This is a genomic window from Cellulomonas denverensis (genome assembly GCF_012396125.1).
Lineage (GTDB): Bacteria > Actinomycetota > Actinomycetes > Actinomycetales > Cellulomonadaceae > Cellulomonas > Cellulomonas denverensis.
Map to the genome: position 1 here is coordinate 28,646 of NZ_JAAXOX010000012.1, position 24,950 is coordinate 53,595.

Here is a 24,950-nt window from a genome sequence, read left to right on the forward strand (position 1 = left end):
ATGACCGACCTGACCCGCCTGAGCGCGGCCGACCTGGCGGGCAAGCTCACCGCCGGCGAGGTGTCCAGCGTCGAGGCCACCCAGGCCCACCTGGACCGGATGACCGCCGTCGAGCCCGCGGTGAACGCCTTCCTGCACGTGGCCGCGGAGCAGGCGCTGGCCACCGCCGCCGACGTGGACACCCGCCGGGCCGCGGGCGAGCAGCTGCACCCGCTGGCCGGCGTGCCGATCGCGGTCAAGGACGTCGTGGTGACCCGGGGCCTGCCGACCACGGCGGGGTCGCAGATCCTCGAGGGCTGGGTGCCGCCCTACGACGCCACCCTGGTGGAGCGGATCAAGGCCGCCGGCCTGCCGATCCTGGGCAAGACCAACATGGACGAGTTCGCCATGGGGTCCAGCACCGAGCACTCGGCCTACGGCGACACCCACAACCCCTGGGACCTGGACCGGATCCCCGGTGGGTCCGGTGGTGGTTCGGCGGCCGCGGTCGCCGCCTTCGAGGCCCCGCTGGCGATCGGCACCGACACCGGTGGCTCCATCCGCCAGCCGGCCGCGGTCACCGGCACCGTGGGGGTGAAGCCGACCTACGGTTCGGTGTCCCGCTACGGCCTGATCGCGATGGCCTCCAGCCTGGACCAGGCCGGCCCGGTCACCCGGACGGTGCTGGACTCGGCGCTGCTGCACGAGCTGATCGGCGGGCACGACCCGCGCGACTCCACCTCCATCCCCGACCCGCTGCCCGGCCTGGTCGCCGCGGCCCGCCAGGGTGCCACCGGGGACCTGTCCGGTCTGCGGGTCGGCGTGGTCACCGAGTTGCAGGGCGAGGGCTACCAGCCCGGCGTGCTGGCCCGGTTCCACGAGTCGCTGGAGCTGCTGCGCTCCGCGGGCGCCGAGATCGTCGAGGTCTCCTGCCCGCACTTCGAGTACGCCCTGGGCGCGTACTACCTGATCATGCCGTCCGAGGCGTCCAGCAACCTGGCGAAGTTCGACGGCATGCGCTTCGGCCTGCGGGTGGAGCCGGAGCAGGGGCCGGTCACCGCCGAGCGCGTGATGGCCGCCACCCGTGGCACCGGCTTCGGCGACGAGGTCAAGCGCCGGGTGATCCTGGGCACCTACGCCCTGTCCGCCGGGTACTACGACGCCTACTACGGCAGCGCGCAGAAGGTCCGGACCCTGATCCAGCGCGACTTCGCGAACGCCTTTGCCGCCGCGGATGTGCTGGTCTCGCCGACCACGCCGACCACCGCGTTCAAGCTGGGCGAGAAGCTGGACGACCCGCTGGCGATGTACCTGAACGACGTGGCGACCATCCCGGCGAACCTGGCCGGCATCCCCGGTCTGTCCCTGCCGAGCGGCCTGTCCGACGATGGCCTGCCCTCCGGGTTCCAGGTGCTGGCCCCGGCCAAGGCCGACGACCGGCTCTACCGGGTGGGCGCCGCCCTCGAGGCGCTGCTGGAGAAGTCCTGGGGTGGCCCGCTGCTGGCGCAGGCGCCCGAACTGGAGGTGGGCAAGTGAGCACCGTGGACCTGGTCGACTACGACGAGGCGGTCCGCCGGTTCGACCCGGTGATCGGCATCGAGGTGCACGTCGAGCTCGGCACCCGGACCAAGATGTTCGACGCCGCCCCGCAGACCTTCGGCGCGGAGCCCAACACCGCGGTGACCCCGGTGTCGCTGGGCCTGCCGGGCGCCCTGCCGGTGGTGAACGGCACCGCGGTGGAGTACGCGATCCGGATCGGCCTGGCGCTGAACTGCCAGATCGCCGAGACCTGCCGCTTCGCCCGGAAGAACTACTTCTACCCGGACGTGCCGAAGAACTTCCAGACCTCCCAGTACGACGAGCCGATCGCCTTCGACGGCCACCTGGACGTCGAGCTCGAGGACGGCACGGTGTTCCGGGTCGAGATCGAGCGGGCGCACATGGAGGAGGACGCCGGCAAGAACACCCACGTCGGTGGCTCCACCGGCCGGATCCAGGGCGCCGAGTACTCCCTGGTCGACTACAACCGGGCCGGCATCCCGCTGGTGGAGATCGTGACCCGGCCGATCGTCGGTGCCGGCGAGCGGGCACCGGAGGTCGCCCGGGCCTACGTCCAGACCCTGCGGGACATCTTCCGGGCCCTGGAGGTCTCCGAGGCCCGGATGGAGCGCGGCAATGTGCGCGCCGACGTGAACGTCTCGCTGCGGCCGACTCCCGAGTCGCCGCTGGGCACCCGCACCGAGACCAAGAACGTCAACTCGTTCCGCTCGGTGGAGCGAGCGGTCCGGTACGAGATCAGCCGCCAGGCCGCCGTGCTGGACGAGCAGGGCACCGTGATCCAGGAGACCCGGCACTGGCACGAGGACACCGGCATCACCACCTCGGGCCGGGTGAAGTCGGATGCCGAGGACTACCGCTACTTCCCGGAGCCGGACCTGGTGCCGGTCGCCCCGTCCCGGGAGTGGGTGGAGGAGATCCGGGCCAACCTGCCCGAGTTGCCCGCCGCCCGTCGCCGCCGGCTCCAGGCCGAGTGGGGCTACTCCGACCCGGAGATGCGGGACGTGATCAACGCCGGTGCGGTGGAGCTGATCGAGGCCACCGTCGCCGCGGGATCCAGCCCGGCCGCCGCCCGCAAGTGGTGGATGGGCGAGCTGGCCCGCACCGCCAAGACCCAGGAGGTCGAGCTCGCCGAGCTGCCGATCACCCCGGCCCAGATCGGCCAGCTGCAGCAGTTGGTCGACGCCGGCCGGATCAACGACAAGCTCGCCCGGCAGGTGCTGGAGGGCGTGCTGGCCGGTGAGGGCGATCCGGAGCAGGTGGTGGTGGCCCGTGGTCTGGAAGTGGTCTCCGACGACGGCCCGCTGCTGGAGGCGATCGACGCGGCGCTGGCCGCCCAGCCGGACATCGCGGAGAAGATCCGCTCCGGCAACCTCGGCCCGGTGGGCGCCATCATCGGCTCGGTGATGAAGGCCACCCGTGGTCAGGCGGATGCCGGCCGAGTGCGGGAGCTGGTGCTGGAGCGCGTGAACGGCTGACCCGCAGACACGGGACGACGGCGCGGGCGAGCACGGATCGCCCGCGCCGTTGCCATGTCCCGGAAACATCCCCGGCCTAGCATCGCCGGGACGGACACAGGAGGACCCATGGACAAGCCGACCCTCGAAGGGGAGATGGTCCGGCTGCGGCCGGTGCGTGCCGACGACGCCGACGGGATGTGGGAGATGGTGAACGACCCGGAGGCGATGCGCACCACCGGCACCACCGCGACCTTCACCCGCCAGCAGATCGAGCGCTGGTGCGCCACCATCTCCGGCGAGCCGGACCGGATCGACCTGGCGATCACCGCGAACGGCTCGGACGAGTACCTGGGCGAGATCGTGCTGAACGACATCGACCCGGTGCTCAAGAGCGCGAACCTACGCCTGGTGATGCGACCGGGGTACCGCGGTCGCGGGTACGGCACCGAGGCGATCGAGCTGGTGCTGGGCCTGGCGTTCGACGGGATCGGACTGCACCGGGTGGAGCTGGACGTGCTGAGCATCAACGCCCGTGCCCACTCGCTGTACGAGAACATCGGCTTCCGGCACGAGGGCCGCCGCCGGGACGCCTACCGCGACGGCGAGGGCTGGTGCGACGCGATCGTGATGTCGATGCTGGAGGAGGAGTACCGCGCGGGTCGCGGCGTCTGATCCGGACACAACAGGAGGGCCGGTTCCCCGGGCGGGGCACCGGCCCTCCTGTCGTGGAGGGCTCCGCCGGGATCAGCCGGCGGAGGTGGTGTCGATCAGCGCAGCCACTGGTACTTCTGCACGATCGGCAGGTTCCGCCACCACTTGCCCAGGCCCCAGGTCTCGCCGGCGTAGGCGTAGGCGAACAGGATCAGGGCGATCGCGTAGATCACGTGGTAGTCGACGAACGGGTTGGTGCCGCTGCCGCTGGCGCCGACCGGCCACTCGGCCAGCCACATCATCGCCATCACCAGGGTGCCGGAGACCGCGGCGACCCGGGTGCCGATGCCGAGCATGACCGCCAGGCCGATGGCCAGCATGCCGAGCATGAACAGGACGTCGGAGGCCGGGCTGGCGATGCCGTTGAAGAAGCCCTGCAGCGGACCGGTGGCCGCGAAGGTCAGGAAGCCCTGGCTCGGCTTGCCGCCGTGGATCCAGGCATCCGCCGAGGCGGTGGAGAAGTTCAGGCCGAAGGTCTTGTCCAGGAAGGCCCAGAGGAAGATGAAGCCGGTGGCGTACCGCAGCACGGCCAGGGTCCGGCGGACCGGCACCGAGAGGATGACGTCCTCCTGGGTGCGGATGGCCGGCGCGGCGGCAGCGGTGGCGGCGGCGCTGGGTGCGGTGGTGGCGGTCATGTGTCGGCTCTCCGAATCGTCGGTGCCATCTTTGTGATGGTTTTCCCAATGTGCTCCATCGGATCGGGGTTCAACCGGGTCAAAGGTCCCGGAGTGGTCCCGATCGGACACCCGGGAGAGTGAATCCGGGTGGCTCGGGCGATTCGGCTGGGACTGAAGTCCCGGGTTGAAGTGAGTGGACAGCGGCCAAGCCGGTCAGATCGGCGGTGAGGGCGGGCGGAATCTGGGACCTTTGTCCCGGCGCCACTCAGCGGCGGCGCTGCTCCTGGTAGGCCGCCAGCGTCGCGGCCCGCTCGGTTGAGTGGTCGACCACCGGGGCGGGGTAGTCCGGCGCCGCCGACCGGGGCAGCTTCCACGGTTCGTGCACCGCCCGGCCGGGGATGTCCCGCAGCTCCGGTACCCAGCGCCGCACGTAGCGGCCCTCCGGGTCGTAGGTCAGGCCCTGGCGCACCGGGTTGAACACCCGGAAGTACGGCGCCGCGTCCCGGCCGGTGCCGGCCACCCACTGCCAGTTGAGCTGGTTCTGCGGCACGTCACCGTCCACCAGCCAGGTCATGAAGTGCGCGGCCCCGCGCTGCCAGCGCACGTGCAGATCCTTCACCAGGAACGAGGCCACCACCATCCGGACCCGGTTGTGCATCCAGCCCTCGCCGCGCAACTGCCGCATCCCGGCGTCCACCAGCGGATAGCCGGTGCGGCCCTCCGCCCACGCCGTCAGGGCTGCGTCCTCCTCGGCGCCCTCGGCCCAGGAGTCCTCCGGCAGCACCGGGGTCAGCGAGGTGTCCCGGGCGGACGGGCTGTGGAACAGCACGTCGGCGTGGAAGTCGCGCCAGGCCAACTGCCCGCGGAAGGTGTCCGCCCCGGCCGACCGGTGCCGGGCCAGATCGGCCAACAGTGTGCGGGGGTGCACCTCGCCCCACTTCAGCGGCACCGACAGCCGGGAGGTGCCGTCCAGATCCGGCCGGTCGCGCTCGGTGTCGTAGTGCGCGAGGGGTCCGTCCAGCACCGCCGCCCAGCGGTCGAGGGCGGCAACCTCACCGGCCTCGGGCAACTGCATCCCGGCCGGCGGCTCGGCCTCGGGCAGGGGGTCGGAGCGACATGCGTCCACCAGGCGCAGGCGCTCGCGGGCCGCGTGCCGGCCGGGGGCGGGGGAGTGCCAGCCGTGGTCCTGCCAGGCGCGCCGGAACGGGGTGAACACCTGGTAGCCGTCGCCGCCCTTGGTCCGGACCCGGCCGGGCGTCACGGCGTACGGCGATCCGGTGCCGACCAGCGGCACGTCCAGCGCGCGCTCCACCTGCTCGTCCCGGCGGCGGCCGGCCGGCGCAGAGTCCGCGGTGATGTGCACCGCCTCGGCGGCCACCTCCCGGGCCAGGTCCGGGATCACCGTGCACGGGTCGCCGCGCCGGATCAGCAGGCCGCCGTCCAGCTGTTCATCCAGCGCCCGCAGGCTGCGCAGCAAGTAGGCCCGTCGCGGATCGCCCGCCGAGTGCCACAGCGCCGGGTCCAGGACGAAGACGGGCAGGACATCGCCCTGGTCGGCGGCGGCCATCAGGGCGGGGTTGTCGCCGAGTCGCAGATCGCGGCGGAACCAGTGCAGGGTGGTCATCGCGGTCACGCTAGCCAGCGAGGACACCGGGGGCGACCGGGCGGGTGCGGCGGTGCCGGGCCCGGGAACGAGCCGGGGCACCACCGGCCCGGGCGATGAGCCGATGGTGCCCCGACGTTCGTTCCCCGGGAGCGGGTCGGCGCCCCGGGAGCGTGCGAGCCCGGGCGGTCGGCCGCTGGCTCGCGTGAGACAGCGTGCCCCCGGGGCCTGAGGGCGTCCCGGGCCGTTGGTCCCTGGACGCACCCGGCCGACCGGGCTCAGCTGCCGGTCACCGCGGCGGCGTGAGTGTCGATCGCGTCCCGTAGGTAGGCCGCCAGGCCCGGCGCGACCGCGTCATAGGTGGCGGCGAACCGTGGGTCGTCGGCGTACATCGACCCGAGGCTGCGGTACGCCTCCGCGTCCGGGGTCCAGAACAGGCTGACCCACCGGTGGTGCCGGGCGACCGCGTCCCGGGTGGCCGGATCGCCGGGCGCGACCCCGGCGGTCATCAGGTCGGCCAGCGCACGGTTCAGGGCCTCGCCCTCGGCCAGGTGATCACGGCGCTGGTCCTCGGACATGGTCTCCCACCGGGCGGTGCTGCGGTCGACGGCCGGGTCGCCCCAGCGCTCGCGGGCCTCCTGCTCGTACTGCCGGTGGTCGAAGCCCGCGTACAGATCGTCGGCGGACATGGTGCTCCCTTCCTCCAGGGCATCGAGGGTGGCGGCCACGGTGCGGGCCAACCGGTCCAGCCGGTCCCGCTCGGTCAGCAACCGGTCGTGGTGCTCGCGCAGGGCGGCGGCGCGGTCCGCGGTGGACCGCAGCGCCTCGGCCACGGCGGCCAGTGGCACGCCGAGCTCGCGCAGCACCAGGATCTCCTGCAACCGCAGCAGCTCCGCGGCGCCGTAGACCCGCTGCCCGCCGGGGGCGTTCCCCGCCGGGACCAGCAGGCCGATCGCGTCGTAGTGCCGCAGCGTCCGGGAGGTCACCCCGGACAATCGGACCACCTCCGCGGTGGTCCACGGGCCGCCGTCGACCGTCATCTGCTCGCGCTCCCTCGATGCCGGCCGCGGGCTCTCCGCGGCCATGGACAGCACCGTTCCAGTTGACGTTACGTCAAGCGCAAGCGGGTGTGGGCGGCCGGTGTCACAGTGGGGCCATGACCGAGCGCATCGACTCCGCCACCGCCACCCGGCACGCCGACCAGCGTCACTGGCGGGTGCTGCTGCGCCGCCTGGTGGCCGCGTTCCGCCCGGCCGACTACGCCACCGGCGCGAGCTTCGCCGCCGAGGTCGCCGCGCTGGCCGAGGCGCACCAGCATCACCCGGACCTCACGCTGGCCTGGGGCCGGGTCCGGATCGAGCTGACCAGCCACGACGCCGGCGGGCTGACCGTCCGCGACCTGCGGCTGGCTGCGGCGATCACCGACCTGGCCGACCGGATGGGCATTCCCGGCGCGCCGGAGACGCTGAGCGTCCAGGAGGTCGCGATCGATGCCCTGGACATCCCCGCGGTCCGGCCGTTCTGGCGGGCGGTGCTCGGCTACGTCGACGACGGCGACGACGCCCTGACCGACCCGCACGGCGCCGGACCGGCCTACTGGTTCCAGCAGATGGACGAGCCCCGTCCGCAGCGCAACCGGATCCACCTGGACGTCACCGTGCCGCACGACCAGGCCGAGGCGCGGATCGCTGCGGCCCTGGCGGCCGGCGGCATCCTGCTGAGCGACCTGCGCGCCCCGGCGTTCTGGGTGCTGGCCGACCCGGAGGGGAACGAGGCCTGCATCTGCACCTGGCAGGCCCGGGACTGACCGGCGTCTCGCCCCCTGGTCGATCAGTGGACGGACGCCGTCACCAGCACCGGCGCGCTGGACGTACCGTGACCGTCGACACCGGTTGCTAAGGAGTTCCCCGTGAGCCGTCCGCTGCGCTCCCGTACATCCACCCACGGCCGCAACATGGCCGGCGCCCGCGCGCTGTGGCGTGCCACCGGCATGGGCTCGGAGGACTTCGGCAAGCCGATCATCGCGATCGCGAACTCCTACACCCAGTTCGTGCCCGGCCACGTGCACCTCAAGGACATGGGCGACCTGGTGGCCTCCGCGATCCAGGAGGCCGGCGGGGTCGCCAAGGAGTTCAACACCATCGCGGTGGACGACGGCATCGCGATGGGCCACGCCGGGATGCTGTACTCCCTGCCCAGCCGCGACCTGATCGCCGACTCGGTGGAGTACATGGTGCAGGCGCACTGCGCCGACGCACTGGTCTGCATCTCCAACTGCGACAAGATCACCCCGGGGATGCTCAACGCGGCGCTGCGGCTGAACATCCCGGTCATCTTCGTCTCCGGCGGGCCGATGGAGGCCGGCAAGGCCGTGGTCGCCGACGGTGTGGCGAAGACCCACCTCAACCTGATCAACGCGATCAACTACTCCGCCGACGACAACGTCTCGGACCAGGCGCTGGCCACCGTGGAGGAGAACGCCTGCCCGACCTGCGGGTCCTGCTCCGGGATGTTCACCGCCAACTCGATGAACTGCCTGACCGAGGCGCTCGGGCTGTCCCTGCCGGGCAACGGCTCCACCCTGGCGACCCACTCCGCCCGCCGGGACCTGTTCCTGGAGGCCGGCCGCACCATCGTCGACCTGGCCCGCCGGTACTACGACGACGAAGACGACACCGCGGCGCCGCGCGGGATCGCCACCCGGGCCGCGTTCAGCAACGCGATGGCGCTGGACGTGGCGATGGGCGGCTCGACCAACACCGTGCTGCACATCCTGGCCGCCGCGCAGGAGGCCGAGGTCGACTTCACCCTGGCCGACATCGACGCCCTGAGCCGCCGGGTGCCCTGCCTGGCCAAGGTCGCGCCGAACCACCCCGACTACCACATGGAGGACGTGCACCGGGCCGGTGGCATCCCCGCGCTGCTCGGCGAGCTGGACCGTGCCGGGCTGCTCGACCACGACGTGACCAGCGTGCACACCCCGACCCTGCGCGCCTGGCTGGACGACTGGGACATCCGCGGCGGCCACGCCACCGAGCGGGCCCAGCAGCTGTTCCACGCCGCGCCCGGCGGGGTGCGCACCACCCAGGCGTTCTCCACCTCCAATGTCTGGGAGTCGCTGGACACCGACGCCGCCACCGGGTGCATCCGCGATGTGGCGCACGCCTACACCGTCGAGGGCGGCCTGGCCGTGCTGCGCGGCAACCTGGCCGAGGACGGCGCGATCATCAAGACCGCCGGCATCGACCCGGACGTCTTCCACTTCGTCGGGACGGCCCTGGTCTGCGAGTCCCAGGACGAGGCGGTGGAGAAGATCCTCACCAAGCAGGTCGAGCCCGGCCACGTGGTGGTCGTCCGTTACGAGGGCCCGGCCGGCGGCCCCGGCATGCAGGAGATGCTGTACCCGACCTCGTTCATCAAGGGCCGTGGCCTGGGCAAGGTCTGCGCGCTGATCACCGACGGCCGGTTCTCCGGCGGGTCGAGCGGCATCTCGGTCGGCCACGTCAGCCCGGAGGCCGCCGCCGGTGGCGCGATCGGCCTGATCGAGGACGGCGACGAGATCGAGATCGACGTCGAGACCCGGCTGATCCGGATCAACGTGCCGGACGCGGTCCTCGCCGAGCGCCGGGCCAAGATGGAGGCGAGTGAGAACCCCTGGCAGCCGCGCGACCGCGACCGCGTGGTCTCGCCCGCGCTGCAGGCCTACGCCGCGATGGCCACCAGCGCCGACCGGGGTGCCGTCCGGGATGTGAGCCGCATCCGTCGCTGATCGGCGCACACGCGCCTACAGTCGGCGCATGAACCCGGACATCAAGCCGCGGTCGCGGCAGGTCACCGACGGCATCGAGGCCACCGCGTCCCGGGGCATGCTCCGGGCGGTCGGGATGGGCGACGAGGACTGGGGCAAACCCCAGATCGGCGTCGCCTCGTCCTGGAACGAGATCACGCCCTGCAACCTGTCGCTGCAACGCCTGGCCCAGGCGGTCAAGGGCGGGGTGCACGCCGCGGGTGGCTACCCGCTCGAGTTCGGCACCATCTCGGTCAGCGACGGCATCTCGATGGGCCACGAGGGGATGCACTTCTCCCTGGTCAGCCGGGACATCATCGCCGACTCGGTCGAGACCGTGATGTCCGCCGAGCGGCTGGACGGCTCGGTGCTGCTGGCCGGCTGCGACAAGTCGCTGCCCGGCATGCTGATGGCCGCCGCCCGGCTCGATCTGGCCAGCGTGTTCCTGTACGCCGGCTCGATCATGCCCGGCTGGGTGAAGCTGGAGGACGGCACCGAGAAGGACGTCACGCTGATCGACGCCTTCGAGGCGGTGGGTGCCTGTGCCCGCGGCCTGATGAGCAAGGGCGACCTGGACCGGATCGAGCGCGCGATCTGTCCGGGCGAGGGTGCCTGTGGCGGGATGTACACCGCCAACACCATGGCGTCGGTGGCCGAGGCGATGGGCATGTCCGTGCCCGGTTCCGCCGCCCCGCCCAGCGCCGACCGCCGCCGGGACCACTTCGCCCACCTGTCCGGCCAGGCCGTGGTCGAGCTGCTGCGCCAGGGGATCACCGCCCGCCAGATCATGACCAAGGAGGCGTTCGAGAATGCCATCGCGGTCGTGATGGCCTTCGGCGGTTCCACCAACGCCGTGCTGCACCTGCTCGCGATCGCGCACGAGGCCGAGGTCGACCTCACCCTGGACGACTTCAAGCGGGTCGCCGCGAAGGTCCCGCACCTGGGCGATCTCAAGCCCTTCGGCCGGTACGTGATGAACGACGTCGACCGGATCGGCGGGGTCCCGGTGGTGATGAAGGCGCTGCTCGACGCCGGACTGCTGCACGGTGACTGCCTCACCGTCACCGGCCGCACCGTCGCCGAGAACCTGGCCGACATCGACCCGCCCGACCCGGACGGCAAGATCCTGCGCGCCCTGGACAACCCGATCCACCGCACCGGCGGCATCACCATCCTGTCCGGCAGCCTGGCCCCCGAGGGCGCCGTGGTGAAGTCGGCCGGCTTCGACTCCGACGTCTTCGAGGGCACCGCCCGGGTGTTCGAGCGCGAGCGCGCCGCCCTGGACGCCCTGGAGGACGGCACCATCACCGCCGGCGACGTGGTCGTGATCCGCTACGAGGGACCCAAGGGCGGCCCCGGCATGCGCGAGATGCTGGCGATCACCGGCGCGATCAAGGGCGCCGGCCTCGGCAAGGACGTCCTGCTGCTCACCGACGGCCGGTTCTCCGGTGGCACCACCGGCCTGTGCGTCGGCCACATCGCCCCCGAGGCGGTGGACGGCGGCCCGATCGCCTTCGTCCGGGACGGTGACCGGATCCGGCTGGACGTGGCCGCGGCGACCATCGACGTCCTGGTCGACGCCGAGGAGTTGGCGGCCCGCCGGGAGGGCTGGTCGCCGCTGACCCCGAAGTACACCCGTGGGGTGCTGGCGAAGTACGCGAAGCTGGTGCAGTCGGCGTCGAAGGGGGCCGTGCTGATCTAGGTGACGCACCTCCGCCTGGCCCGCGCTCCGGTGATCTGCCAGGCTCGTGACCATGAGCTTCACCGTCGAGGACGCCCCCTGGTGGACCCGCGCCACCGTGTACCAGATCTACCCCCGGTCCTTCGCGGACTCCGACGGTGACGGGATCGGTGACCTGCGCGGGATCATCGAGCACCTGGACCACCTGAGCGCGCTGGGCGTGGACGTGGTCTGGCTGTCGCCGATCTACCGGTCGCCGCAGGACGACAACGGCTACGACATCAGCGACTACCAGGATGTCGACCCGTCGTTCGGCACCCTGGCCGATCTGGACGAGCTGATCGCGCGGCTGCACGAGCGCGGGATCAAGCTGGTGATGGACCTGGTGGTGAACCACACCTCGGACGAGCACCCGTGGTTCGTGGCCAGCCGGTCGAGCGTGGACGACCCGAAGCGGGACTGGTACTGGTGGCGGCCCCCGCGGGACGGGATGGAGCTGGGGCAGCCCGGCGCCGAGCCGACCAACTGGCACTCGTTCTTCTCCGGCGGGTCCTGGGAGCCGGACCCGGCGACCGGGGAGTACTACCTGCACCTGTTCAGCGTGAAGCAGCCCGACCTGAACTGGGAGAACCCGGAGGTCCGGCAGGCGGTCTACGCCATGATGCGCTGGTGGCTGGACCGCGGGGTGGACGGCTTCCGGATGGATGTGATCAACCTGATCTCCAAGGACACCTCGCTGCCGGACGGCGCGGTGGTGGCCGGGATCTGGGGCGACGGGAGCCCGCACTACGTCGACGGGCCGCGGGTGCACGAGTTCCTGCAGGAGATGCACCGCGAGGTGTTCGCCGGCCGGGACGCCCAGCTGTTGACCGTGGGCGAGACCCCGGGCGTCACGCTGGAGGAGGCGCTGAAGTACACCGACCCGGCGCGGGCCGAGGTGGACATGGTGTTCCAGTTCGAGCACGTGGGTCTGGACCACGGCCCGGGCGGGAAGTTCGACCCGCGCCCGCTGAAGCTGACCGACCTCAAGGCGACCTTCGGCCGGTGGCAGGCCGGGCTGGCGCACACCGGCTGGAACAGCCTGTACTGGGACAACCACGACCAGCCGCGGGTGGTCAGCCGGTTCGGCGACGACGGGGTGTACCGCCGGGAGTCGGCGAAGGCACTGGCGACGCTGCTGCACCTGCACCGCGGGACGCCGTACGTCTACCAGGGCGAGGAACTGGGCATGACCAATGCCCACTTCGCCCGCTTCGACCAGTACCGGGACATCGAGTCGATCCGGCACGTCGCCGAGGCCCGCACACTGGGCACCGCCACCGACGAGCAGTTGCTGGCCGGCCTGGCCTGGATGTCCCGGGACAACGCGCGCACCCCGGTGCAGTGGGATGCCGGACCGCAGGCCGGGTTCACCACCGGCACGCCGTGGCTGGCGGTGAACCCGAACCACGTGCAGATCAACGCCGAGGCGGAGCGGGCCGACCCGGACTCGGTGTTCCACCACTACCGCCGGCTGATCGAGCTGCGGCACCGGGACGCCACGGTGGCGCTGGGCGAGTTCCGGATGCTGCTGCCGGAGGACGAGCAGGTCTACGCCTTCACCCGGACCCTGGACGACGACGCGCTGCTGGTGGTGGTCAACGTGTCCGGCGAGTCCCGGGCGGTGGATCTGGGCGCGGACTGGCCGCTGGTCGACGGCGGGTGGGGCGAGCTGGTGCTGGGCACCCACCCGGAGCAGGGTGGCGAGCCGACCGTGCTGCGGCCTTGGGAGGCGCGGGTGGTGCGGGCGGTGCGCTCAGGCCATTGACCGCTGCACGTCGATCACCAGGCGGGTCGGGTTGGTGAGGGTGAACACCCGGTAGGGCGCGTCCGGGGCGGTCAGCCCGATCCAGAGCTGGGACTCGCCCTCGAACACCCCGGTGAATGACGCACCGGTGACCACCGAGATGCCGGGGGCGGTGCTCCCGGCGGGCAGCCCACCATCCGGCGGGGTGAGCAGTCCGGAGGCGACGATCAGCAGGTAGCCCTCGCCCTCGATCGGCGCCAGCTCGCCCGTGGGGTCCTCGACGGCGGTGTTGCTGCGGTGGGCGGTCCAGCCCGGCGTGCCCTGTCCGGTGAACTCCAGCACCACCCGGTCGTAGCCGACCTGGGCGCCGGTGCGCAGGGCGGTGGCGGTCAGTTGGGCGTCGGCCGACGATGCCGCGCCGGTGGGGTCGTCCCAGGGCGCCGCGGAGTCGGCGGCCTCGTCGGACGGCAGGTCGCCGGGCGATGCGGTGTCCGACGGTTCCGGAGCCGGGGCGGTGGTCGCGGTGGGTGCCGGGCCGGTGCTGGTGGAGGTCGGGGCGCCCGGCTCGGGGTCGTTCCCCCCGCAGCCGGCGATCAGGGTGGCGATCGCGACGGCGGCGAGCGCGGTGCGGGCGGCGGTGCGGTGCGGGTGGTGCTGACTCGGACGGGCTCCCATGGCCCGACCGTAGCGTCCCCGGGCCGGTCCGCCAGCCGGTCGGCGGCGTCAGGCCCGATCGTCCATGAAACGGACTCGCGAACCACCATGTGAGACGACCGGAGCCGAGGCGTGACACCCGACGGGCTTCGGCGTAACGTGCCGGACATGCAGACGATCTCCCTCGTAGTACTTCCCGGGCGCGCTGGCTGAAGCCCCGCGAGGTCTCGTCAGCGCGCACCCCTCGAACGGTTCTCCCCGGAGGACCCGAGGGGTTTTTTGTTGCCGACGGACCCCCGGCGGCACATCCGATCGGCCGCACCACCCCGCCCCCCGAAGCCAGGAGAGATTCGATGGTCCAGGGCCCCCACCCGGCTCCGCCCCGCCGCCCGGCCACACCGGCCGCCGCCGAGCCGCGACTCGCCACCGCCCAGCCGCTGCGCACTGCGCCCGTCACCGAGCAGGTGACCGGCGCCCAGTCGATCGTCCGTTCGCTCGAGGAGGCCGGGGCCGAGGTCGTCTTCGGCATCCCGGGCGGCGCGATCCTGCCGACCTACGACCCGCTGATGGATTCCACCCGGATCCGGCACATCCTGGTCCGGCACGAGCAGGGCGGCGGCCACGCGGCCCAGGGCTACGCCCACGCCACCGGCAAGGTCGGCGTCTGCATGGCCACCTCCGGTCCGGGCGCGACCAACCTGGTCACGCCGATCGCCGACGCCAACATGGACTCGATCCCGCTGGTGGCGATCACCGGCCAGGTCGCCGCCCCGCTGATCGGCACCGACGCCTTCCAGGAGGCGGACATCGTCGGCATCACGCTGCCGGTGACCAAGCACAACTTCCTGGTGACCGACCCGGCCGAGATCCCGCGCACCATCGCCGAGGCGTTCCACATCGCCGCCACCGGCCGCCCGGGTCCGGTGCTGGTCGACATCGCCAAGTCCGCGATGCAGGCGAACACCACGTTCTCCTGGCCGCAGCAGCTCGACCTGCCCGGCTACCACCCGGTCACCAAGCCGCACGCCAAGCAGATCCGCGAGGCCGCCCGGCTGCTGGCCACCGCCCGCCGCCCGGTGATCCTGGCCGGTGGCGGGATCATCCGGGCCGGTGCCGCCGATGCGCTGCGCCGCCTGGTGGACGCCTCCGGTGCCGCGGTCACCACCACCCTGATGGCCCGCGGCGCACTGCCGGACACCCACCCCCAGCACCTGGGCATGCCCGGGATGCACGGCACGGTGGCCGCGGTGGCCGCCCTGCAGAAGGCCGACCTGGTGGTGGCGCTTGGCGCGCGGTTCGACGACCGGGTCACCGGCCGGTTGGACTCCTTCGCCCCGAACGCGGCCGTGGTGCACGCGGACATCGACCCGGCGGAGATCGGCAAGAACAAGGCCGTGGACGTGCCGATCGTCGGCGACCTGCGCGAGGTGATCGCCGACCTGCTGCCCGAGCTGGAGGCCGCCCACGCCCAGCACGGCAAGCCGGACCTGGCCGCGTGGTGGAGCCAGCTGGACACCTGGCGCGAGACCTTCCCGCTGGGCTACGACGACACCGCCGACGGCCTGATGGCCCCGCAGCAGGTGATCAGCCGGATCGGCGAACTGTCCGGGCCGGAGTCGATCTTCGTCTCCGGCGTCGGCCAGCACCAGATGTGGGCCGCGCAGTTCATCCGCTACCAGCGGCCGAACTCGTGGATCAACTCCGGTGGCCTCGGCACGATGGGCTTCTCGGTGCCGGCCGCGATGGGCGCCAAGGTCGGCGAGCCAGACCGCACGGTGTGGGCGATCGACGGCGACGGCTGCTTCCAGATGACCAACCAGGAGCTGGCCACCTGCACGATCAACGACATCCCGATCAAGGTGGCGGTGGTCAACAACTCCTCGCTCGGCATGGTCCGGCAGTGGCAGACCCTGTTCTACGAGCAGCGCTACTCCAACACCGACCTGCACACCGGGCACGGCACCCGCCGGGTCCCGGACTTCGTGAAGCTGGCCGACGCGTACGGCGCCGTGGGTCTGCGCTGCGAGTCGCCCGCCGACCTGGACGCGACGATCAAGCGGGCGATGGAGATCGACGACCAGCCCGTCGTGGTCGACTTCACCGTCTCCCGCGACGCGATGGTGTGGCCGATGGTGGCCGCCGGCGTCAGCAACGACGACATCCAGTACGCCCGGGGCATCAGCCCGGCTTGGGATCGCGAGGACTGATCACGATGACCCGACACACGCTCTCCGTCCTGGTGGAGAACAAGCCCGGCGTGCTCACCCGCGTCGCCGGACTGTTCGCCCGCCGGTCCTTCAACATCCACTCCCTGGCCGTAGGCCCGACCGAGCACGAGGAGATCTCCCGGATCACCGTCGTGGTCGACGTCGACCCGGTGCTGCTGGAGCAGGTGACCAAGCAGCTGAACAAGCTGATCAACGTGATCAAGATCGTCGAGCTCGAGGACGCCGCCTCCGTGCAGCGTGAGCTCGCGCTGATCAAGGTCCGGGCCGAGGGTGCCCAGCGCACCCAGGTGCTGGAGGTCGTCGACCTGTTCCGCGCCCATGTCGTGGACGTGGTGCCGGACACCGTCACGATCGAGGCGATCGGCAGCCCGGCCAAGCTGGCCGCCCTGCTGGCCGCCCTGGAGCCCTACGGTGTCCGGGAGATCGTGCAGTCCGGCATCGTGGCCATCGGCCGCGGTTCCCGGTCGATCACCGACCGTGCCCTGGAGCGGGTCACCCGTTCCGCCTGACCTTCCCCGAATCCGCAGCATCAACCCAGAGGAGACCCATCGTGGCCGAGCTGTTCTACGACGACGACGCCGACCTGTCCGTCATCCAGTCCAAGAAGGTCGCCGTCATCGGCTACGGCAGCCAGGGGCACGCGCACGCCCTCAACCTGCGCGACTCCGGTGTCGACGTCCGGATCGGCCTGCGTGAGGGGTCCGCGTCCCGGGCCAAGGCCGAGAACGAGGGCCTGCGGGTGCTCGCCGTCGCCGACGCGGTCAAGGAGGCCGACGTCGTCGTGATCCTCGCCCCGGACCAGGTGCAGCGGCACCTGTACCGGGACGAGATCGCCCCGAACCTGAACGAGGGTGCCGCCCTGGTCTTCGGCCACGGCTTCAACATCCGCTACGGCTACATCACCCCGGACGCCGGGCACGACGTCGTCATGGTCGCGCCGAAGGGCCCGGGCCACCTGGTCCGCCGCGAGTACGTCGACGGCCGTGGCGTGCCGGTGATCGTCGCCGTGGAGCAGGACGCCTCCGGTCAGGCCTGGGCGCTGGCGCTGTCCTACGCCAAGGGCATCGGTGGCCTGCGTGCCGCCGGGATCAAGACCACCTTCACCGAGGAGACCGAGACCGACCTGTTCGGCGAGCAGGCCGTGCTGTGCGGCGGTGTCTCCCAGCTGATCCAGTACGGCTTCGAAACCCTGACCGAGGCCGGCTACCAGCCCGAGGTGGCCTACTTCGAGGTGCTGCACGAGCTGAAGCTGATCGTCGACCTGATCTACGAGGGCGGCATCACCAAGCAGCGCTGGTCGGTCTCCGACACCGCCGAGTACGGCGACTACGTCTCCGGCCCCCGGGTGATCGACCCGCGGGTGAAGGAGAACATGAAGGCGGTGCTGGCCGACATCCAGAACGGCGCGTTCGCGGAGCGGTTCATCGGTGACCAGGACGCCGGTGCGCCGGAGTTCCAGGAGCTGCGGGCCAAGGGCCAGAACCACCCGATCGAGCCGGTCGGCCGCGAGCTGCGCAAGCTGTTCGCCTGGGTCAAGCCCTCGGACACCGACTACACCGAGGGCTCGGCGCAGCGCTGAGCAGAGGTAGGGGCGAGGAACGAGCCCCTGCCGTAGCTCAGCGCGGAGCCGAACCCGACCACAAGAACAGCGGGTTCGGCCCCGTCCGCACCCAACCCGACCACGACGGGCCCCACCCCCTCGACCAGGGGGTGGGGCCCGTCCCCGTCCACCTGGCAGGATCAACCCCCATGACCGACCCCACCCCCACCCCCGACGAGCACGCCGCCGAGATCCTGGCCTTCTGGGAGGCCGCCCGGCACCGCGCCGGGGTGGTCCGCACCTCGGTGGTCACCGGCCTGGGGGTGAGCGCGGCGATGGTGCCGCAGACCTGGTCCTTCGGTGACAACCCGGAGCTGGCCGAGCAACTGCTGGACCTGGTGCTGTCCGGGGAGAAGACCGGCACCGCCACCGCGCTGGCCGAGTTCACGCACGCCGACGAGCCGATGCCGGTCCGGGGTGATCTGTCGATCGTGCTGGACTCGGCGGGCCGTCCGCGCGCCCTGCTGCGCACCACCGAGGTCGCCACGGTGCCGTTCTCCGAGGTGTCCGAGGAGCACGCCGCCGCCGAGGGTGAGGACGATCGGACGCTGGCGAGCTGGCGCCGCGAGCACGAGAAGTACTGGCGCCGGGTGCTGGAGCCGCTGGGCGAGCAGTTCAGCGACGACCTGCCGGTGGTGACCGAGCGGTTCGAGCTGCTGTACCCGCGCCCGGGCGACCGCGGATGAGCACGTCCCGGCTGTCGGTGGCGGTCCGGGTCCTCAGCGTGCTCCTGGTGGGGCTGGTGTCGATCCGGCTGCTGTCGGTCGTCGCGCCCGATGGCCTGCGGGTCTGGATCCTGGCCGGGCTGCCGGTCGCGCTGCTGCTGGCCGCCGGGTTAGTGGTACTGCTGGCCGGCCGGCCCCGGCTGCTGGCCCGGCGGGTGGCCCGGTTGCGCCCCGGCGCGCCGGTGATCGCCGCGGTGACCACGATCGAGACCCGGGCGGATGCGCGGGTGTCCGGTGCGGTGGAGCGGGGCTGGGACGAACTCGGCGGGTCGCCGGTGGCGCTGGCCGTGCTGTCGGACCGGGTGGAGGTCTGGGCGGCGGGGGAGGACCGGCCGCGGTGGGCGATCACCCGGCGACCGGAGTTCCCGCCCGCGGCGGTGCTGGGCACGATGCCGCTGTCCGGGGTGGTGCGGGTCCAGCCGACCCCGGCGCTGCAGTTCACCGACGGCGTCTCCCGGGTCACGGTGCTGCCGGTGTACTCGGCGTTCGGGGTGTCGGCCCCGGCGCGGGCGATGGCGGCGGTGCAGCGGGCGCTGGCGGAGTTGGGCGTGCCGTTCACCGGGCCGGCCGGGCAGTGACGCCGTCGGGCGTGGTCCGGGCGGTGCGGGCGGTCGCCGTCGTGGTCGGGCTGGTCGCGGTGATCCGGCTGGGCGGTGCGCTGGTCGATCCGCAGGCGCGCGGCCTGGTCCTGGTCGCGGTCGTGCTCTCGGTGCTGCTGATCGGGGCGGTGATGCTGGCGGTGGCCGGCCGGTTGCGGCGGTGGGCGGCGCAGGTCGCACGGCTGCGCCCCGGGGCGGTGGTGATCCCCGGGTACACCACCGCGGAGACCCGGGTCGAGGCCCGGTTGCTGGGTGCACCGGAACGCGGCTGGAACGAGATGGGCGGCACGCCGGTGGTGATCGCGGCGCTGCCGGACCGGTTCGAGGTCTGGGCGCGGGGCGAGGACCGACCGCGCTGGGTGGTGCTCCGCCGGCCGGAGTTCGCGCCGATGGCGGTGCGCGGGTCGATCGGGGTGCGGCGTCCGCCGTCGCTGCGGCTGACCGACGGCCGGGCGCAGGTCACGCTGGCCCCGGCCTATGCGGCGCTGCGGGGCACGATCGTCGGGTCGCGGGCCGATCTGGCCCGGGCGCTGGCCGAGCTGGGCGCCCCGCAGTCGTCCATGATGTGATCACCCGGTCCCGCAGAGTGGGACGACCCGCTACCCTCGACCCATGGCGCAGCAGATCGATCTGGCAGTCGTCGCGGGCGACGGCATCGGCACCGAGGTGGTCGAGCAGGGGCTGCTCGCCCTGGAGGCCGCCCTCACCGGCACCGGTCGCACGCTGCGCACCACCGACTTCGACCTGGGCGCCCGCCGCTGGCACGCCACCGGTGAGACGCTCACCGACGACGACCTGGCCGCGATCCGGACCCACGACGCGATCCTGCTCGGCGCGATCGGCGACCCGAGCGTGCCCTCCGGCGTGCTGGAGCGCGGGCTGCTGCTCAAGCTGCGGTTCGCCCTGGACCACTACGTGAACCTGCGCCCGGCCAAGCTGTTCCCCGGGGTGTCCTCCCCGCTGGCGGACCCCGGCGAGATCGACTTCGTGGTGGTCCGGGAGGGCACCGAGGGCCCGTACGTCGGCAACGGCGGCGCGATCCGGGTCGGCACCCCGCACGAGGTCGCCAATGAGGTCAGCGTCAACACCGCCTTCGGGGTGGAGCGGGTGGTCCGGGACGCCTTCGCCCGCGCCGCGGCCCGTCCGCGCCAGAAGCTCACCCTGGTGCACAAGCACAACGTGCTGGTGCACGCCGGTCACCTGTGGCGCCGGACCGTCGAGGCGGTCAATGCCGAGTTCCCGCAGGTCACCGTCGACTACCTGCACGTCGACGCGGCGACCATCTTCCTGGTCACCGACCCGTCCCGGTTCGACGTGATCGTCACCGACAACCTGTTCGGCGACATCCTCACCGACCTGGCCGGCGCGGTGGTCGGCGGGATCGGGCTGGCCGCCTCCGCGAACATCAACCCGGACCGCACCGCGCCGAGCATGTTCGAGCCGGTGCACGGCTCCGCCCCGGACATCGCCGGGCAGGGCAAGGCCGACCCGACCGCGACCGTGCTGTCCGTGGCGCTGCTGCTCGACCACCTCGGGCTGCCCGACGCCGCGGCGAAGGTCGAGGCCGCGGTGGCCGCCGACGTGCTGGAGCGGTCCGGGCGAGTACGCACGACGGCCGAGGTGGGCAAGGACCTCGCCGCGCGCATCGCCGGCTGAGGCCCCACCGGGCAGGTCCGGCCACCCGGCCGACCGCGTCCCGGCCTGCGCTGTCCGTCCGGCCGTCGCCCCGGGTACCGTCATGCTGTTCCAGGCGAACGCCAGGTGAAAGGCCCCGCGCGATGAGCATCTCCGACACGACCCCCCGCACCTTCCAGGTGCACCCCACCGACACCCCGACCACCGGTGCCGACCTCGAGGCACTGCTCGCGGCGCCCAAGTTCGGCTCGGTGTTCACCGACCACATGGCCCGGATCTCCTGGAGCCAGGACGCCGGGTGGCACGACCACCGGGTGGAGAAGTACGGCCCGCTGCAGCTCGACCCGGCCACCGCGGTGCTGCACTACGCCCAGGAGATCTTCGAGGGTCTCAAGGCCTACCGGCACGACGACGGCTCGGTGTGGACCTTCCGCCCCTGGGCCAACGGCGAGCGCCTGCAGCGGTCCGCGCGCCGGCTGGCCCTGCCCGAGCTCAGCGTCGAGGACTTCCTGGGCTCGATCCAGGCGCTGGTCCGCACCGACCTTGACTGGGTGCCCTCCGGCGAGGAGACCAGCCTCTACCTGCGGCCGTTCATGTACGCCTCGGAGCCGTTCCTGGGCGTGCGGGCCAGCCTGGAGGCCGAGTACCTGGTGATCGCCAGCCCGGTCGGGTCGTACTTCGCCGGGGGTGTGCGACCGGTGTCGATCTGGGTGGCCGAGGACTACCACCGGGCGGGTCCCGGCGGCACCGGCAACGCCAAGTGCGGCGGCAACTACGCGGCCAGCCTGCTCCCGCAGCAGGAGGCCTACGCCAAGGGCTGCGAGCAGGTCTGCTTCCTGGACGGGGCGACCAACACCCTGCTGGAGGAGCTCGGCGGGATGAACGTCTTCCTGGTCCGGGCGGACGGCACCGTGGTCACCCCGCGGCTGACCGGCACCATCCTGGAGGGCGTCACCCGCTCCTCGATCCTCACCCTGCTGTCCGAGCAGGGCCACGCCATCGAGGAGCGCGACATCCCGCTGACCGAGCTGCTGGCCGGCCTGGCCGACGGCAGCATCGCGGAGGTCTTCGCCTGCGGCACCGCCGCGGTGGTCACCCCGATCGGCCGACTGGCCGGTGCGGGCTTCGACCAGACCGTCGGCGACGGCGGAGCGGGGACGACCACGATGTCGATCCGGCGCCAGCTGACCGACATCCAGTACGGCCGGGCCGCCGACCCGCACGGCTGGATGCACCGCCTGGTCTGACTCGCCCCGGCCCACCGCCGCACCGCTCCACCGCTCCACCGAGAGTGCACGAATGCACGTCTCTCCACCCGGGAGGCGTGCATTCGTGCACTCTCGGCGTGGTGGCTGCGGGCGCGCGGGGCGGTGCAGGCGGATCGTCCGGTCCGCGGACGTGCGTGACGGGCGGCCCGGGGTGTGCCACCATGTGGCCGTGACCACACTGTCGCTCATTGCCTAGCGCGTCCGCATCATCCCCGCGGACGCGCCGACCTCCCGATCCCGGGGGGTCTTTTTGTTGCTGCACTCGCCTGCGGCCGCAGCCCCGTCGCACCATCCACGCCGACCAGCACCGAGCATCCCGGTCCGTCGCCCGGATCCCTGCCGAGAAGAGTCACCGTGAGCACCACCCCGTTGCCCCCCACCGGCTGGGCACACGCCCCGCGCGGCGCCGGCGAGCGTCCCGGCGCCTTCGACGTCTACGACACCACGCTGCGCGACGGCGCCCAGCAGGAGGGGATGAACCTCTCGGTGTCCGACAAGCTGGCGATCGCGCCGCTGCTGGACGAGCTCGGCGTCGGGTACATCGAGGGCGGCTGGCCGGGGGCGATCCCGAAGGACACCGAGTTCTTCGCCCGGGCGGCCAAGGAGCTCCGGCTGCGGCACGCCGTGCTCGCGGCCTTCGGCGCCACCCGCAAGCCGGGCGTCCGGGCCTGGGACGACCCGCAGGTGCGGGCGCTGCTGGACTCCGAGGCGCCGGTGGTGACCCTGGTGGCCAAGAGCGACATCCGGCACGTGGAGCGGGCGCTGCGCACCGACGGCCCAGAGAACCTCGCGATGATCGCCGACACCGTCGCGGTGCTGCGCCGGGAGGGCCGCCGGGTGGTGGTCGACGCCGAGCACTTCTTCGACGGATACGCCTACGACCCGCAGTACGCGCTCAGCGCGCTGCGCACCGCGGTGGAGGCCGGCGCGGAGACCGTGGTGCTGTGCGACACCAACGGCGGCATGCTCCCCGCCGGGGTGTTCGCCACGGTGACCGCGGTGCGCGAGCAGGTGCCGGACGCCCGGCTCGGCATCCACGCCCACAACGACTCCGGCTGCGCGGTGGCGAACAGCATCGCGGCGGTCGAGGCCGGGGCGGTCCACCTGCAGGGCACCGTGAACGGCTACGGCGAGCGCACCGGCAACGCCGACCTGCTCGCCACGGTCGCCAACCTGGAGCTCAAGACCGGTCGTCATGTGCTGGCCCCGCCCCCGGACGGCACCGGCGGTCTGGCCGAGCTGACCCGGATCGCGTACCAGATCAGCGAGATCACCAATATCGCGCCGTTCGCCCGGCAGCCCTACGTCGGCGCCAGCGCCTTCGCGCACAAGGCCGGGCTGCACGCCTCGGCGATCAAGGTCGACCCGGATCTGTACCAGCACATCGACCCGACCGCGGTGGGCAACGACATGCGGATGCTGGTCTCCGACATGGCCGGCCGCGCGTCGGTGGAGCTCAAGGGCCGCGAGTTCGGCCTGGACCTGACCGGGCAGCACGATCTGCTCGGCCGGGTCACCCAGCGGGTCAAGGACGCCGAGGCGCAGGGCTACACCTACGACGCCGCCGATGCCTCGTTCGAGCTGCTGCTGCTGGAGGAGGTCGAGGGCGGCCGGCCCGGATACTTCCGGGTGGAGAGCTGGCGCACCATCGTCGAGCGCGCCGGATCCCGCGGCACCCCGGCGACCGCCGAGGCGACGGTGAAGCTGCACGCCGGCGGTGAGCGGATCGTCGCCACCGGCGAGGGGAACGGCCCGGTCAACGCCCTGGACGCCGCGCTGCGCCTGGCCCTGCTGCGGGTGTACCCGGAGCTGGCCGAGTTCGAGCTGATCGACTTCAAGGTCCGGATCCTCGACACCAATCACGGCACGGACGCGATCACCCGGGTGCTGATCGAGACCACCGACGGCACCACGGCCTGGAGCACGGTCGGGGTCGGGCCGAACCTGATCGAGGCCGCCTGGGAGGCACTGACCGACTCGGCGATCTGGGGTCTGCGCAACCGGGGCGTCGACCCGCGCTGAAAACAAGCGGCGCCCAGCTGAGGTGCCGCAGTACCGTCCCCCGCATGGGAACGCTGAACAGCGGCTCGGCGACGCCGGGCCCCTTCGCGATGATCCGGATCCGGCGCGCCTGAGCGCGCGGACCGGTTCATCCGCTCGGCCCGCGCCGCCACCCGATGCCCACGGCACCGGACGGCGGGGCGCCAGCGTCCCCACCGGTGCTCCCGCCTCGGCGACCGGAGCCCAGCCATGCGATCCGATCACGGCGGCCGACACGAACTCGGCCAGAACTTCCTGCACCACCCGCCCACCGTCCGGCGCGTCGTCGACCTGGTCGCCGACGCCTGCGGCCCGATCCTGGAACTGGGCGCGGGGGATGGCGCCCTCACCGTCCCGCTGAGCCGGCTCGGCCGCCCGCTGACCGCGATCGAGCTCGACGAGCACCGCGCCCGGCGCCTGGCCGCACGGCTGCCCGCCGTTCGGGTCCGGCGTGCCGACGCTCTCACCGTGCCGCTCGACGCGCCGGTGGTGGTCGGCAACGTGCCGTTCCACCTCACCACGCCGATCCTGCGCCGGCTGCTCGATGACGACTCCTGGCAGCACGCCGTCCTGCTCACCCAGTGGGAGGTGGCCCGCAAACGCGCCGGGGTGGGCGGGCGCACCCTGCTCACCGCCCAGTCCGACCCCTGGGTGGCCGCGTCCCTGCACGGCCGGGTGCCCGCGGAGGCGTTCCGGCCGCGACCCGGGGTGGACGGCGGGCTGCTCGTGCTGCGGCGGCGCGAGCGGCCCCTGGTGCCGGTGTCCGAGCGGCGGCGGTACCGGGAGTTCGTCCGGCAGGTGTTCCAGGGCCGCGGCCGGGGGATCGGGCAGATCCTGGGCGGACGCGCCGGGGGCGAGCTCCGGCGGCTCGGGGTGCCGTCGTCGGCGCTGCCGCGGGAGTTGACGCCGGAGCAGTGGGCGGGGCTCTGGGCAGCGGTGGGACGACGAGCGGCTCCCGTCGGGGCGGCCCGCGGCCGGCCAGGGGAGCGGGGGCGACCGCGGGGCGGGTGGCGGGCCTAG

Annotated in this window: 21 protein-coding genes; 17 read left to right on the top strand and 4 right to left on the bottom strand. The window is 72.5% G+C overall.

Going from position 1 to position 24,950, the window contains the following annotated elements:
* The 3 genes from gatA to HGA03_RS15725 all read left to right on the top strand — a co-directional run bounded on the left by gatA (position 1) and on the right by HGA03_RS15725 (position 3,668).
* Positions 1–1,515: an Asp-tRNA(Asn)/Glu-tRNA(Gln) amidotransferase subunit GatA gene (gatA, locus tag HGA03_RS15715; RefSeq protein ID WP_168631248.1), complete on the top strand. Its 1,515-nt coding sequence runs from the start codon at positions 1–3 to the stop codon at positions 1,513–1,515.
* Positions 1,512–3,014 (top strand): Asp-tRNA(Asn)/Glu-tRNA(Gln) amidotransferase subunit GatB, encoded by a 1,503-nt coding sequence (gatB, locus tag HGA03_RS15720; protein ID WP_168631249.1) that lies wholly within the window; start codon positions 1,512–1,514, stop codon positions 3,012–3,014. The genes gatA and gatB overlap by 4 nt, the downstream gene beginning before the upstream one ends.
* A 108-nt stretch (positions 3,015–3,122) precedes the next feature.
* Positions 3,123–3,668, top strand: coding sequence for a GNAT family N-acetyltransferase (locus HGA03_RS15725; RefSeq protein WP_168631250.1), 546 nt, complete (start codon positions 3,123–3,125; stop codon positions 3,666–3,668).
* 95 nt (positions 3,669–3,763) lie between these two features.
* Here the strand turns inward: HGA03_RS15725 and HGA03_RS15730 are convergent, their stop codons facing one another.
* From HGA03_RS15730 to HGA03_RS15740, 3 genes are all read right to left on the bottom strand, one after another.
* Positions 3,764–4,342 (bottom strand): DoxX family protein, encoded by a 579-nt coding sequence (locus tag HGA03_RS15730; RefSeq protein ID WP_168631251.1) that lies wholly within the window; start codon positions 4,340–4,342, stop codon positions 3,764–3,766.
* 247 nt (positions 4,343–4,589) lie between these two features.
* Positions 4,590–5,948, bottom strand: coding sequence for a cryptochrome/photolyase family protein (locus HGA03_RS15735; RefSeq protein WP_168631252.1), 1,359 nt, complete (start codon positions 5,946–5,948; stop codon positions 4,590–4,592).
* A gap of 257 nt (positions 5,949–6,205) precedes the next feature.
* The gene (locus HGA03_RS15740; protein ID WP_203767392.1) at positions 6,206–7,012 is read right to left on the bottom strand and encodes a MerR family transcriptional regulator; all 807 of its coding nucleotides are present in this window, start codon (positions 7,010–7,012) and stop codon (positions 6,206–6,208) included.
* Between the two features lie 71 nt (positions 7,013–7,083).
* Here HGA03_RS15740 and HGA03_RS15745 point away from each other — a divergent pair, with 71 nt between their 5' ends.
* From HGA03_RS15745 to HGA03_RS15760, 4 genes are all read left to right on the top strand, one after another.
* Positions 7,084–7,734 carry a VOC family protein gene (locus HGA03_RS15745; RefSeq protein WP_168631253.1) on the top strand — a complete coding sequence of 217 codons (651 nt, stop codon included), beginning with the start codon at positions 7,084–7,086 and terminating at the stop codon, positions 7,732–7,734.
* Positions 7,735–7,836: 102 nt separating this feature from the next.
* The gene (gene ilvD, locus HGA03_RS15750) at positions 7,837–9,696 is read left to right on the top strand and encodes a dihydroxy-acid dehydratase (RefSeq protein ID WP_168631254.1); all 1,860 of its coding nucleotides are present in this window, start codon (positions 7,837–7,839) and stop codon (positions 9,694–9,696) included.
* Between the two features lie 28 nt (positions 9,697–9,724).
* On the top strand, positions 9,725–11,416 hold the full coding sequence (gene ilvD, locus HGA03_RS15755; RefSeq protein ID WP_168631255.1) for a dihydroxy-acid dehydratase: 1,692 nt from the start codon (positions 9,725–9,727) through the stop codon (positions 11,414–11,416).
* Positions 11,417–11,468: 52 nt separating this feature from the next.
* The gene (locus HGA03_RS15760; protein ID WP_168631256.1) at positions 11,469–13,202 is read left to right on the top strand and encodes a glycoside hydrolase family 13 protein; all 1,734 of its coding nucleotides are present in this window, start codon (positions 11,469–11,471) and stop codon (positions 13,200–13,202) included.
* On the opposite strand, the gene HGA03_RS15765 is transcribed toward HGA03_RS15760, so the two are convergent.
* Positions 13,191–13,856 carry an AMIN-like domain-containing (lipo)protein gene (locus HGA03_RS15765; protein ID WP_168631257.1) on the bottom strand — a complete coding sequence of 222 codons (666 nt, stop codon included), beginning with the start codon at positions 13,854–13,856 and terminating at the stop codon, positions 13,191–13,193. The genes HGA03_RS15760 and HGA03_RS15765 overlap by 12 nt on opposite strands.
* 332 nt (positions 13,857–14,188) lie before the next feature.
* Between HGA03_RS15765 and HGA03_RS15770 the strand changes: the two genes are divergently transcribed.
* The 10 genes from HGA03_RS15770 to erm all read left to right on the top strand — a co-directional run bounded on the left by HGA03_RS15770 (position 14,189) and on the right by erm (position 24,950).
* The gene (locus HGA03_RS15770; RefSeq protein WP_168631258.1) at positions 14,189–16,042 is read left to right on the top strand and encodes an acetolactate synthase large subunit; all 1,854 of its coding nucleotides are present in this window, start codon (positions 14,189–14,191) and stop codon (positions 16,040–16,042) included.
* Positions 16,043–16,047: 5 nt separating this feature from the next.
* Positions 16,048–16,572, top strand: a complete 525-nt coding sequence (gene ilvN / locus HGA03_RS15775) for an acetolactate synthase small subunit (RefSeq protein ID WP_168631259.1) — start codon at positions 16,048–16,050, stop codon at positions 16,570–16,572.
* Between the two features lie 41 nt (positions 16,573–16,613).
* Positions 16,614–17,642, top strand: coding sequence for a ketol-acid reductoisomerase (ilvC, locus tag HGA03_RS15780; RefSeq protein ID WP_168631260.1), 1,029 nt, complete (start codon positions 16,614–16,616; stop codon positions 17,640–17,642).
* Between the two features lie 170 nt (positions 17,643–17,812).
* Positions 17,813–18,349, top strand: a complete 537-nt coding sequence (locus HGA03_RS15785) for an ASCH domain-containing protein (RefSeq protein ID WP_168631261.1) — start codon at positions 17,813–17,815, stop codon at positions 18,347–18,349.
* Positions 18,346–18,966 carry a hypothetical protein gene (locus HGA03_RS15790; protein ID WP_168631262.1) on the top strand — a complete coding sequence of 207 codons (621 nt, stop codon included), beginning with the start codon at positions 18,346–18,348 and terminating at the stop codon, positions 18,964–18,966. Before HGA03_RS15785 ends, HGA03_RS15790 begins: the two co-directional genes overlap by 4 nt.
* Before the next feature lie 23 nt (positions 18,967–18,989).
* Positions 18,990–19,556 (top strand): hypothetical protein, encoded by a 567-nt coding sequence (locus tag HGA03_RS15795; protein ID WP_168631263.1) that lies wholly within the window; start codon positions 18,990–18,992, stop codon positions 19,554–19,556.
* A gap of 43 nt (positions 19,557–19,599) precedes the next feature.
* Complete coding sequence (locus HGA03_RS15800; protein WP_168631264.1) at positions 19,600–20,643, top strand: 3-isopropylmalate dehydrogenase; 1,044 nt, start codon at positions 19,600–19,602, stop codon at positions 20,641–20,643.
* Between the two features lie 122 nt (positions 20,644–20,765).
* Positions 20,766–21,869, top strand: coding sequence for a branched-chain amino acid aminotransferase (locus HGA03_RS15805; RefSeq protein WP_168631265.1), 1,104 nt, complete (start codon positions 20,766–20,768; stop codon positions 21,867–21,869).
* 390 nt (positions 21,870–22,259) lie between these two features.
* The gene (cimA, locus tag HGA03_RS15810) at positions 22,260–23,912 is read left to right on the top strand and encodes a citramalate synthase (RefSeq protein WP_203767398.1); all 1,653 of its coding nucleotides are present in this window, start codon (positions 22,260–22,262) and stop codon (positions 23,910–23,912) included.
* A 228-nt stretch (positions 23,913–24,140) separates the two neighbouring features.
* Positions 24,141–24,950 (top strand): 23S ribosomal RNA methyltransferase Erm, encoded by an 810-nt coding sequence (gene erm / locus HGA03_RS15815; RefSeq protein ID WP_168631266.1) that lies wholly within the window; start codon positions 24,141–24,143, stop codon positions 24,948–24,950.